Source organism: Rubrivivax soli (assembly GCF_049810355.1).
Lineage (GTDB): Bacteria > Pseudomonadota > Gammaproteobacteria > Burkholderiales > Burkholderiaceae_C > Rubrivivax.
In genome coordinates this window covers 5,829,218-5,841,536 of sequence record NZ_CP187368.1, presented here as the reverse complement: position 1 = coordinate 5,841,536, position 12,319 = coordinate 5,829,218, and the positions used below count along the sequence as shown (strand labels likewise).

The following is a 12,319-nucleotide window of genomic DNA, read 5'->3' as shown; positions in this document are numbered from 1 at the left end:
CATGTTCGAGTGGATGGCGTGGACGCTGCCGGTGGCGGTGTTCTTCAGCTGCATCGTGCTGATGCTGGTGGGCATGACCGTGTGGGAGATCAAGTCGCCCACCGTCGAGCGCCGCGGCTTCCTGCCGATCGCCACCACGCGCGGCGACCGGCTCTTCATCGGGCTGCTGTCGGCGGCCTACGTGAACCTGGGTTTCGTCGCCGTCAGCGAACGCATGATCGAATGGTTCGGCCTCGAGCAGGAGCCGTCCGTGTGGTTCGGCTTCGTCGCCTCGATGCTGCTGCTGGTGCTGATCATGCGCCGCGGCTGAGCGCCCGTCTTCGAGTGAACAGCACGCCGGCCACACCTTCCCAGCCGGCGCCGCGAGCGATGTACGGGAAGTGCCACAGAGGAGACCTGACATGAAGTTGCGCCTGAATGCCGTGGCCTTTGCCGCTGCCGCTCTGGCCCTGGGCCAGAGCGCATGGGCCGGCGAGGCCGAGGCCAAGAAGTGGATCGACAGCGAGTTCCAGCCGTCCACGCTGAGCAAGGATCAGCAGATGGCCGAGATGAAGTGGTTCATCGAGGCCGCCAAGAAGCTGCAGGCCAAGGGCGTGAAGGAGATCTCGGTCGTGTCCGAGACCATCACCACGCACGAGTACGAGAGCAAGACGCTGGCCAAGGCCTTCGAGGAGATCACCGGCATCAAGGTCAAGCACGACCTGATCCAGGAAGGCGACGTGGTCGAGAAGCTGCAGACCTCGATGCAGTCGGGCAAGTCGATCTACGACGGCTGGATCAGCGACTCCGACCTGATCGGTACGCACTACCGCTACGGCAAGATCATGAACCTGACCGACTACATGGCCGGCAAGGGCAAGGAGTGGACCAACCCGGGCCTGGACCTCAAGGACTTCATCGGCCTGAGCTTCACCACCGGCCCCGACAAGAAGCTGTACCAGCTGCCCGACCAGCAGTTCGCCAACCTGTACTGGTTCCGCGCCGACCTGTTCGCGCGCCAGGACCTGAAGGACAAGTTCAAGGCCAAGTACGGCTACGACCTGGGCGTGCCGCTGAACTGGAGCGCCTACGAGGACATCGCCGCGTTCTTCAGCGAGGACGTGAAGACCATCGACGGCAAGCCGATCTACGGCCACATGGACTACGGCAAGAAGGACCCGAGCCTGGGCTGGCGCTTCACCGACGCCTGGCTGTCGATGGCCGGCACCGCAGACATCGGCATCCCGAACGGCAAGCCGGTGGACGAGTGGGGCATCCGCGCCTCGGCCGACGGCTGCACGCCACAGGGCGCGAGCGTGTCGCGCGGAGGGGCCACCAACTCACCGGCCGCCGTCTACGCGCTGACCAAGTACGTGGACTGGATGAAGAAGTACGCGCCCAAGGAAGCCACCGGCATGACCTTCGGCGAGGCCGGCCCGGTGCCGGCCCAGGGCCAGATTGCGCAGCAGATCTTCTGGTACACGGCCTTCACCGCCGACATGACCAAGGCCGGCCTGCCCGTGGTCAACGCCGACGGTACGCCCAAGTGGCGCATGGCCCCGGGCCCCAACGGCCCGTACTGGAAGCAGGGCATGCAGAACGGCTACCAGGACGTCGGCAGCTGGACCTTCTTCGAGAAGCACGACGAGAACCGAACCGCGGCCGCCTGGCTGTACGCGCAGTTCGTCACCGCCAAGACCACGAGCCTGAAGAAGACCATCGTCGGCCTGACGCCGATCCGCGAGAGCGACATCCAGAGCAAGGCCATGACCGACATGGCGCCCAAGCTGGGTGGCCTGGTCGAGTTCTACCGCAGCCCCGCGCGCGTGGCCTGGACGCCCACTGGCACCAACGTGCCCGACTACCCCAAGCTCGCACAGCTGTGGTGGAAGAACGTGGCCGTGGCCGTGACGGGTGAGAAGACGCCGCAGCAGGCGATGGACAACCTGGCCGAGGAGATGGACCAGGTGATGGCGCGCCTGGAACGCGCCGGCATGGCACGCTGCGCGCCGAAGCTCAATCCGAAGGGCGACCCGAAGAAGTACCTCGGCGACAAGGGCGCACCGTGGGCCAAGCTGGCCAACGAGAAGCCAAAGGGCGAGACCATTGCCTACGACACGCTGCTGAACGCATGGAAGGCCGGCAAGGTGCGCTGAAACGCGTATCGGCTTGAGAGGCAAGGCCCCGGACGCTGGCCCGGGGCCTCGCTCTTTGGTACTGTCTTGCTGTTTGGCGAACTTCACCGCTGGACCCCGGAGATTGGCTCAGTGATCGGGAGCCAACAGCACAGTCGCCGTATCACGCCCAAATCAGCCCTCAGGGCACGCGGCATGTTCGGTTCACGATTGCCCGGAGTCCCGTCCGATGCGAGTTCGCCGCCAACAGGACCGCAAACCGCCGGTCATGGATGTCCGGTTATGGCCGACCTCGGCCGATCCCCTCCGGCGCTGTCGGCGGTCATCCGGATTGACGACGCGGAGCTGAACGACCGCTACCTGGCGTGACCGCCACAGACTGCCCTCGGCCATCAGCGGGCATTCCTCAGTGAACGCTCTGGGGACCTGCATCTGATGACCCATCCGCAGCTCAGGCCGACCACCCAGAATTCAGAAGCCCCGATCGCTCGCAGGCGCGCACCGGCCAGGCTCCAACGTGTCCATTCAATGCCCCGCCACGAGGTCGGCGGCGACCGCTAGCGCCTCATCGACCAGGGCATCCGCATCGGAGAGAGTGCCGCGCGGGTTGATGAAGCAGGGCCGAATGGCAAATCGCCCCCCCACCCTTGTCGACGACGTCACGCTGCGCCCGCGCGCACGCATCCTGCGCAGCACGGCATCGTTGAGTGCGTCCAGCCGCGACTCGTTCGTCCAGTCCTTGGGGCGGACGCGGAAGCAGCAGATGCTCAACACGGGCTCGGCGAGCAGTTCGAGCATCGGCTCGCCGCGCACGCGATCGGCGACACGGCGAGCACAGTCGTTGTGGCGCACGATGCGCTCGCGAACGCCGTTCGCGCCGATCTCACGGAGGATGGCCCAGACTGCCAGTCCGCGTGCCGGTGCCGAGAAGTCGACGCCGAAGTCCGGCGTGCCGAGGCCGAGTTCATCGAAGGGCGATCCGGTGTCCGACGTGCCGACGGGTGCGTGGCGCTCCCGGTCGTAGGCGCCGGTTTCGCACTCGAAAGCGCGGCCCAGCACGCCGGCGTCGCGGACGATGACCGCTCCGGTGCCCACCGGGGCGGCGAGCCACTTGTGCGGGTCGATCGCGAACGAGTCATGGCGTGCCACGTCGCCGAAGCGCTCACGCACGCGCGCATCGAGCAGGCCCCAGCCACCGTAGGCGCCGTCGACGTGCAGCCAGATGCCGCGTTCGCCGGCGATGCGTGCCAGCTCGCCGATCGGATCAATCCGGCCCGTGTTGACATCACCCGCACACGCGACGATGGCAACCTGCGAGCGCCCGGCGCGCGCATCGTCGTCGAGCGTGCGCTGCAGCGCATCCACGTCGATCGTGCCGTCGCCATCGAGCGCGATCTCGCGCAGACTGCCGCGGCCGAGGCCGAGCACGCCGAGCGCCCGACCGACGACGTGGTGAGTCTCGGTCGAGCAATACACACGCGGCTCGACGAAGCCGAGGTTGCCGTCGCGCCCCGGATTCAGGCCCAGCCGCTCGCCAGCATGCTGACGTGCAGCGCCGAGGCCGATCAAGTTGGCGGTCGAGCCGCCGGCCGTAAACGTGCCGACATGAGACGCCGGAAAGCCGAGCAGCGCGATCAGCCAGCGCATGGCCAGGTCGTCGGCGAAATTGCCTGCGGTGGCCCACCACCGCTGCGGCACTGCCACGGCCTGCGCCAGGTCAGCCGCCACCGCGACGTCGGTCGGCATCGTCGTCACCCAGCCCGTGAAGCCCGGATGGCCGGTGCGCAGCCCGTTGCCGACGATCAGTGCGGACAGCTCGTCGAGCACCGCATCGCGGCCGATCCCGTCCGCGGGAAGCGGCCCGTCCAAGGCCGCAAGCCAACGTGAGCGAATGCGTGCCGGATCCAGGCCCTCGAACCGCACGAACTGTTCGAGCCCGGGCAAGACGGCGCGCACCGCGCCGGCCAGATCGTCGGTCGACGCCCGGTCGCGGCGGATCGCATCGACCATCGGATCAGGGCGCTGCACGTTTAGGCTGCCGGTGGCATCTGATAGCCAGGCGTCGATCGCGACAGCGCCTCCTCGTCGGGCGTCATCTCGGTGGCCACGCCTTCGAACAGCGGCGTCGAGAGATAACGCTCGCCCGTGTCGGGCAACATGCAGCACAGCACCGAGCCTGCGGGCGACTTCTCGGCGACCTGGATTGCCACGGCAAGTGACGCCCCGCCCGAGATGCCGGTGAAGATCCCCTCCTCCGACGCCAGCCGCTTCGACCAGGCGATCGCATCCGGGCCAGCGACCGGGATCAGCTCGTCGTAGTAGTGCTTGTCGACCGCCTCCTGAAGCACGTAGGGAATGAAATCGGGCGTCCAGCCCTGGATCGGATGCGGGGTGAAAGCCGGGTGGCTGACGGCGGGGGAGTTGCCGTCGCCGCGTTGCTGCGCGACGCCGCTGTGCAGCAGCTGGGCGATGGCCGGTTCGCTCAGCACGATGCGGGTATCGGGGCGTTCCTTGCGCAGGACACGCGCCACACCGGTCACGGTGCCGCCGGTGCCATAGCCCGTGACCCAGTAGTCCAGCCGTTCGCCCTGGAAGTCGGCCATCAACTCGCGCGCCGTGGTGTTCTCGTGGATCGTGGCGTTGTCGGCGGTCTCGAACTGTCGTGCCAGGAACCAGCCGTTGGCTTCTGCCAGCTCCTTGGCCTTCAGGTACATGCCCAGACCCTTCGAGGCGCGCGGCGTGAGCACGACCTTGGCGCCGAGAAAACGCATCAACCGCCGCCGCTCCACCGAGAACGAGTCGGCCATCGTCACGACCAGCGGGTAGCCCTTCGCAGCGCAGACCATCGCCAGGCCGATGCCGGTGTTGCCACTCGTCGCCTCGACCACCGTCTGTCCCGGACGCAATTCCCCGCGGCGCTCGGCCTCCTCGATGATGCTGATGGCCAGCCGGTCCTTGACCGAAGCCGCCGGGTTGAAGAACTCGGCCTTGACGTACAGCCGCACATGCTTGGGAGCAATGCGGTTCAGGCGGATGCAAGGCGTATTGCCGATGGTGTCGACGATGCTGTCGTAGAGACGACCGCGACCTTTTGTCGAGCGCGAAGCATGCAAAGTCATGACGGGTTTCTTCCCTCGTATCGGGCGCGCAAGGACGCGCAGCAGGTGCGCAGACCTCGTGCACTGGGGCGGCCCGACAGTCGAACTGCCGGCCGGTGGAGCGGTGAGGTTATCCGGCTGGCTGTGCGCGTCAATCCTGACTGACCGACGCCAGCGGCCGGCACTGGGCCGTGCGGCGAGTCGTACGGCGACGGGGGACGGCCTCACAGCGCAAGGCCGAGCGGGAATCGTTGTTGCCGGCCAGTCCCGGCCAGGAGCGGCCGCGACGCAAGTCAATGACTCCAGTCAAGGCTACAAGTTACTCTCCGCTGGCTGCTGCGCACGGTTCCGTCTTGCAGCGCCACGCACACGGGCTCGGTGCAGCACTACTCCTTCAGGCGCAGACCCGTCCCAGGCCACCCCCTGGGTGTCGACGAGGCAGACTGTAACCCCGATGCGCCTCGCCACAGGGGAGTCAGCCGCGCGCGGCACGGTCGAGCCAGTGCAGCACCGTCCGATACAACAGGGGCGGGTCGACGGGCTTGGAGAGGAAGCCGTTCATGCCCGCCATCAGGCATTCGCGCCGGTCCTCTTCGAATGCGTTGGCCGTCAAGGCTACGATGGGCAGAGCCTCCGGCGGGAACAGCTCCCGAAGCGCGATCGTGGCTTCTATGCCATCCATGCGCGGCATGCGCACATCCATGAGGACCAGCTGCGCCCGCATCGAAGAGGCCTCGCGGACGGCCTCTGCGCCATCGTGCGCATCGATGACCACGAGGCCGGCAACCGCCAGCGTGGCGCGGATGACCTCGAGGTTGACCGCGTTGTCGTCGGCCAGGACGATGCGCGCCCCGGAGTGGCGCGCGCGCAGTTGCGCCAGCGAATCCTCCCTGTCGCTTGCCGGCGTCTGCGGCGCCTGCACGTCGACCGGCTGCAAGCGCACGGTGAACCAGAAGAGACTGCCCTGACCCTGGGTGCTGCGGCAGCCGATCTCGCCGCCCATCATCTCCACCAGGCGCTTGGAGATGCTCAGGCCCAGCCCCGTCCCGCCGTACTGCCGCATCACCGAGCCGTCTTCCTGCTCGAAGGGCCGGAACAGGCGGCTCTGCAGGTCGCTCGAGATGCCGCGGCCCGTGTCCTCGACCTCCACGCGCCAGGTGGTGGACTCAGCGTTGGTGTCGAGCACCCGCGCCGTGAGGCGCACGTGGCCGTGGTCGGTGAACTTGATGGCGTTGCTCACCAGGTTCAGGATCGTCTGTCGCAACCGCGTCGGGTCGCCCATCACGCGCGTCACGGTGGCGTCGTATTCGATCTGCAGCGCCAGCCCCTTGTGCTCGGCCAGACCCTCGACATGGGAGCGCACGCCTTCCATCAGTGCCCCGAGATCGAAGGGAATCTGCTCCATCTCGAGCTTGCCCGCCTCGATCTTCGACATGTCGAGCACGTCGCTCACCATCGACAGCAGGTGCTTGGCCGCCTCGTCGAGCTTGCGCAGGCGCTGGTCCGTGTCCGGCGACGCTGCGCCGCCCTCGCGCAGCAGGCGGCTCATGCCCACGATGGCATTCATCGGTGTCCGAATCTCGTGGCTCATATTCGCCAGGAACTCGGCCTTGACCCTCGCCGCGCTCTCCGCGGCCGCGCGCGCCGCTTCGAGCCGCGCCTCGATGTCGGTGCGGCGGGCGATCTCCGCGTCACGCTCCTTCAGTCGCTGCTTCTGCACGAACAGCGCCGAGCCCAGGCCGGCGACCAGCGCCAACCCGGTGGCAGCGCCGGCCAGGGTCACCAGCTGCATGCGGTCGAGCGTGATGGGAGGCGCGTCGAACCACCGCGCATCGATGCGTTGAAGCTCACCGCGGCTGCGCAGCCGCTCGACGGCCTGATCGAGCTCGGCCAGCAAGGCCGGGTTGCGGCGGTGCACCGCGATGGCGATATCCAGCACGGCGAAGGGCGCTGTGGCCATCGAGATGCCGCTGATCTTCATGTCGCGCAGGAACGCCTGCGTGGCCTCGGCGTTCCCGGCGAAGGCATCGATCTGCCCGAGCTGCACGCGCCTCAGACCGTCGACCGCGTCCTGCACGATGGTCAGGCGCACGCCTGGGTTGCGGCTCTGGAAGTGCTGCCGCGGGTAACCGCCCGCCGTCACCGCGATGCTCAATTCGTCGACGCGAGACGCCGCGACGCGTGCCGCCGAGGCGTCGCGGGCGAACAGCCCGAAGCCACTGCGACCCACGGTCTGCGTGAAGCCGAAATGCCGCGCGCGCTCGTCCGTGCTGGCCACGGGCGGCAGCACGTCTCCGTCGCCCCGCAGGACGGCCGCCTGGGCTTCGACCCAATCTCCCAGGCGCAAGTCCAGCGGCCGCTTCAGTTCCTGCGCGAGCGCGATGAACAGGTCGACGTGGGCGCCCGCCGGTTGCCCCTTGTCGAGAAAGCTGAACGGCGGCAGGCTCCGATCCGCGTGGACGATCAGCGGCGGGCCCGGGTCCTGCGGTGCGGTACTCGCCATGCGCGGCGCTGCCGTGGCGCCCAGGGCGAACAGGCCGGTCATCGCGGTTCGGCGGTTTGGATGGGACAAGAAGATCGCCTGCCTTAGCGGGAGTGCCAAGGGTACAGGTGGTTTTCACGGGGCCGATCGACCAGGGCCAAACAGCTCCGTGCAGTTTGCGCCCCCAATGGGCCGCGTGACGCCGCGCAGCGCTGTCAGAACAGGGGGCGCCCTGGGCTGGTCACCTTGCGACGCAGGCAACGCGCCAACGCTGCCTGCACCGCCGGCCTGTCGATCGGCAGGTTCAGGCGCTTCCGATTGTGGGGTTCGACCGGCAGGTTTGCGTCGACTTGAGCCGACCGCGCGCGTTCAGAGGCGTCGTTCACCTGCGCACTCCTGCAAACGTCCACTGTCGGTACGAGGTGCCTACTGGCAGTCCCGGCCATGACCTGAAGGTCACGAACGACCGGTATGGAACATCCCGTTGCCGGTGAAGCGGGCCGCGAGTGCGCTTTGCCAACCACGATTTGCGCGATTTCACTCCCTATAACGACCTGACTTGCCCACCGCTGCTTTGAAGTATCCAATGTGCTGCACGCGAGAGCGACGCGGTCATCGGCAGCGCGCAACTCCGCCGCGGAGGAGGCCTCATGACCAATGGCTCGGACATCGTGATCGTCGGTGCCGGTTCCGCTGGCTGCGTGCTGGCCGCCCGCCTGTCGGAAGACCCGCACTGCCGGGTCACGCTGATCGAGGCCGGTGGAGACGGCGACTCCAGCGTGGTGCGCCAGCCGAGCCAGTGGCCGCTGCTTTGGGACCGCGACGAGAATTGGGGCTACGCGACGACCATGCAGAGCGGCTACGCGCTGCGAAGCATCCCTTGCCCGCGTGGCAAGGGCCTGGGAGGGACGAGCGCCATCAACGCCATGATCGTCATCCGCGGCGACCCGCACGACTTCGACCACTGGCGCGATCTGGGCAACCCTGGTTGGGGCTGGCGCGACGTGCTGCCCTACTTCCTGCGCTGCGAGGACCATGTACTCGGCCCCTCGGCTTTGCACGGAGCGGCCGGGCCTCTCGCGGTAACGGCGCCGATGACACCGAACCCGATGGCGCATGCATTCATCGATGCCGCCGTGGCTTGTGGACATCGTCGTAATCGCGATTTCAACGGCGAGTACCGCGACGGGTCCGGCCTGTACCACCTGTCGGTGCGCAACGGTACTCGTTGCAGCACTGCAGCCGCCTATCTGCGGCCGGCGATGGCGCGCCCGAATCTGCAGGTGATCACCCGAGCGCGGGCTCTGCGTGTCGTTCTCGACGGCGACCGCGCAGTCGGTGTCGACATTTTCGAAGGCGGGCGGGCACGACGCATCGAGGCTATGCAAGAGGTCCTGGTGTGCGCCGGCACGATCGACTCCCCGAAGCTGCTGATGCTGTCCGGGATCGGTGACCCGGTGGCGCTGCAGTCGCACGGCGTCAGCATCAAGCATGTGCTGCCGGCTGTCGGTCGTCACCTTTGTGACCACCCGACTTCCTCTCTGGTGCTGGCACTGAGGGCGCCTGAGCCCGCTCACCCTGGCAGCAACTTGGCTGAAGCCGGACTGTTCATGAAGAGCGCGCGATCGAGCGGCGAGTACACAACCGACCTTCAGTTCTTGGTCGTACCGCAAGCGCCGGTTGTGACCGCAGCTCGCGGGCAGGCTCCGGCCATGGCCATTGCCGTTCAAGTATTGCGCCCGCTCAGCCGGGGCAGCGTCGCCCTGCGTTCGGTCGACCCGCTAGACCCTCCGCTGATCGATCCGGGCTACATGACGGACCCCGAAGACCTCGCGCTGCAGATCGAGGGCCTGCGCGAGGCAAGGCGAATCGCAGCAGCCGAGCCGCTCGCCCGCCATCTGGACGGCGAACTGGCACCCGGTCCAGCCGCGGCGACGGATGCCCATCTGGAACGCCACATACGCAACACCGGAGTTTGTATCTATCACCCGGTAGGGACCTGTCGGATGGGGCCAGGCGAGGATGCCGTGGTGAATGCGGAGTTGCGGGTGCACGGGCTGCGCGGCTTGCGCGTGGTCGACGCCTCGGTGATGCCGCAGATTACTTCGGGAAACACAAACCTGCCCGTCATCATGATCGCGGAAAGGGCGGCCGACCTCATTCGGCGTGTCTTGTGAGCACACATGGGCAGCGCGAGCAGGCGTGGGTGCACGGGCAACGGGATCAGACAGACCCAACGGCCCTATGCACGGCGACGCATCAAGAGTCGGGACACACAGGAGAAGTGGCGTGGCCAAGCGCTGGATGATCTATGGAGCCACAGGCTACACGGGCGCGTTGATCGCGCAGGAGTGTGCGCGCCGCGGTCTTCAGCCTGTCCTCGCAGGGCGCGACGCCGTCGGTTTGCGGTTGCTTGCGGAGCCTCTTCACCTGCAGCACGTTGTGGTGGCACTGGACAACGCGACGGACCTGAAGCAGGCCTTGAAGGGATTCGTGGCCGTGCTGCATTGCGCAGGGCCGTTCTCGCAGACATCCGCACCCATGCGCGAGGCCTGCATCGCTGCCGGCACGCACTACCTTGACATCACTGGCGAAATCGACGTGTTCGTGGCTGCGCACGACGATGCTGAACGGGCACGCGCGGCAGGTGTGTTGCTGTGCCCGGGCGTGGGCTTCGACGTTGTGCCGACAGACTGTGTATCGGTCAGTCTCAAGGCGGCGCTGCCGGATGCGACCCACCTGAGCCTGATGTTTTCTGGTGTGGACCACCTGAGCGCGGGCACGACCGTCACCTCCATGGAGGCGATATTCCGAGGCACCGCCCGGGTCAGGGAGGACGGGCGGATCATCGACATTCCCTTCGGTGACAGGAGCCGGATGTTCGACTTCGGGAGCGGGCCCGAGCGCAGCTTCGTCATCCCCTGGGGCGATGTGGCCACAGCCGGTTACTCCACCGGCATCGACAACATCGAGGTCCACATTCCGAGGGCATCGGCCAGCGCCCGCGCCATCCGTGCGCTGGTCCCATGGCGCCGGCTGATGGCCGGTCCCATGGCGCGGCGCGTCGCTCATCCGCTGCTGCGTCGGCTGGCGGGCGGGCCTTCGCCGGTGCGGCGGGCCCGGGAGCTGGCCCGCGTGTGGGGCGAGGCGCGCAATGCAGCAGGGGCAGTGAAGCGAGCGGGGCTGCAAACGTTGAACGGCTACAGCCTGACCATCCTGACCGCCGTGCTGGCGGTAGAGCATGTTCTTCGGCACGAAGTACCGGCAGGGTATCTCACACCTACGCAGCTCATGGGGCCTGACTGCCTAGAGCACATCGAAGGCGCTGGGAAGGTCGTGCTGATCTAACCGGTTTCGTCGTGACACGCACCGCGAATGACCGGTCTGCTTGGCATCGGAATCACCATTTCGGCCAGAAGCAGTCCTGCACCATCGGCGACATAGCCGTCACGCGACTGCGGTGCAAGAACTCAGGCCCGAGGCGCTTTGGCCAGCGCGGCGTGCCGCTGCAGACCAACCATGCCCAGCAGCGCCAGGGCGACCAGCGCCAGGCTGCCAGGCTCGGGAACGCTGTTGCGAAAGCCCAATTGGAAGCTCGCCACGGACTGCAGCAGCACCGCTTCGTTCGCCGAGAGGCCGAGGTCGCGCGCGGCGCGCTCTCCGGTGCCGAACATCGCCGGGTCCAGACCCGTGATGGAACCGAAGTTCGTCAGCGCACTGAGGTAGGAACCGGCGACGCTGGCGTGCGTGCCGTCGTTGAACCAGAGGTCGATCAGCTCATCGGTCAGCGCATCCGCCGCATACATGTTGCGGGTCGCGAGTCCGGACTGCACAGCGGTCAGGAAAGCCTGGCCCACGGGAATGATCCCCTTGATACCCGAGGTGCCGTCGTCGTCTGCAAAGTTGGCGACGTCCGTCATGGCGGAGGTCATCTCGGAAGTCATGGCCTCGAGCGTGGCGAAGTAGCTCGGCACGGGCCTGGTGGTGTCGTAGGTGGCGTTCCCGGTGACGCCGTTGATGGTGGTGGCGCCCGGTGCGTTGATCAGATTGGGGCGGGCCCAGGTCTGCTGCAGGTAGATCTCGGTTTCCGCTCTGAAGTTCGTGTTGTTCGGAATCGTGCGCAGCGTGTTGTTGGCACACGATCCGGAGCCCTCCGCATCCGTCGGCGTCCCGCCCGCTGCAACGCAGGCGGCCTCGTTGGCGTACTGGCCACCAGGGCCACCCACGTTGTTCCCCGTGCCGCCGAGGTAGTACATGTTGCGCTCTCGGTACTGGGTGTCGTTGGTGCGGTTGTTCATGACCCCGGGTTGAATCGGCCGGCCCGTGTGGACCCAGTCCTCGATCAGGTCGACATAGGCCCGAATCGAACGGGAAGTTGGAGCCTAGTGGGAGACCGTCGACGGTCTGCGGCCCGAGGGCCTCGTCACTCTGCTCCTGCAACACCATCTTGTCCCACGACTGGCTGCTGATGTTGCCGCGCAGGTCCCAATTGGTGGCGTTGGCGGTGTTGAGGAAGTGGCCGCGCAGGGTGGCTGCGTTACGGGTGGACAAGGCCACGTCGTAGTCCAGGCCAGCCTGCACCGTGAGTTGCTTGAAGATGCCGGCCACGCCACCCCAGGTGTTGG

General features: G+C 67.1%; 8 protein-coding genes. 4 read left to right on the top strand and 4 right to left on the bottom strand.

The features are described 5' to 3' along the window. Position 1: 1 nt before the first annotated feature. Together ACPOLB_RS26845 and ACPOLB_RS26840 are read left to right on the top strand one after the other, a co-directional pair. Positions 2 to 310, top strand: a complete 309-nt coding sequence (locus tag ACPOLB_RS26845; RefSeq protein ID WP_425259132.1) for a DUF2160 domain-containing protein — start codon at positions 2 to 4, stop codon at positions 308 to 310. 91 nt (positions 311 to 401) lie between these two features. After that, the gene (locus ACPOLB_RS26840; RefSeq protein ID WP_425259131.1) at positions 402 to 2,135 is read left to right on the top strand and encodes an ABC transporter substrate-binding protein; all 1,734 of its coding nucleotides are present in this window, start codon (positions 402 to 404) and stop codon (positions 2,133 to 2,135) included. 504 nt (positions 2,136 to 2,639) lie between these two features. Here the strand turns inward: ACPOLB_RS26840 and ACPOLB_RS26835 are convergent. From ACPOLB_RS26835 to ACPOLB_RS26825, 3 genes are all read right to left on the bottom strand, one after another. Next, the gene (locus ACPOLB_RS26835) at positions 2,640 to 4,124 is read right to left on the bottom strand and encodes a pyridoxal phosphate-dependent decarboxylase family protein (protein WP_425259130.1); all 1,485 of its coding nucleotides are present in this window, start codon (positions 4,122 to 4,124) and stop codon (positions 2,640 to 2,642) included. A 20-nt stretch (positions 4,125 to 4,144) separates the two neighbouring features. Continuing rightward, positions 4,145 to 5,233: a PLP-dependent cysteine synthase family protein gene (locus ACPOLB_RS26830; RefSeq protein ID WP_425259129.1), complete on the bottom strand. Its 1,089-nt coding sequence runs from the start codon at positions 5,231 to 5,233 to the stop codon at positions 4,145 to 4,147. 454 nt (positions 5,234 to 5,687) lie between these two features. Then, the gene (locus tag ACPOLB_RS26825; protein ID WP_425259127.1) at positions 5,688 to 7,757 is read right to left on the bottom strand and encodes an ATP-binding protein; all 2,070 of its coding nucleotides are present in this window, start codon (positions 7,755 to 7,757) and stop codon (positions 5,688 to 5,690) included. 587 nt (positions 7,758 to 8,344) lie between these two features. On the opposite strand from ACPOLB_RS26825, the gene ACPOLB_RS26820 reads away from it, so the two are divergent. Both ACPOLB_RS26820 and ACPOLB_RS26815 read left to right on the top strand, forming a co-directional pair. Then, on the top strand, positions 8,345 to 9,871 hold the full coding sequence (locus ACPOLB_RS26820; protein WP_425259126.1) for a GMC family oxidoreductase: 1,527 nt from the start codon (positions 8,345 to 8,347) through the stop codon (positions 9,869 to 9,871). A 112-nt stretch (positions 9,872 to 9,983) separates the two neighbouring features. Beyond that, a complete protein-coding gene (locus tag ACPOLB_RS26815) occupies positions 9,984 to 11,042 on the top strand; it encodes a saccharopine dehydrogenase family protein (RefSeq protein ID WP_425259125.1) in 1,059 nt (352 codons plus the stop codon). A 122-nt stretch (positions 11,043 to 11,164) separates the two neighbouring features. Here the strand turns inward: ACPOLB_RS26815 and ACPOLB_RS26810 are convergent, their stop codons facing one another. Beyond that, entirely contained in the window at positions 11,165 to 11,992 is an 828-nt protein-coding gene (locus tag ACPOLB_RS26810) for a PEP-CTERM sorting domain-containing protein (RefSeq protein WP_425259124.1), read from the bottom strand. Positions 11,993 to 12,319 lie beyond the last annotated feature (327 nt).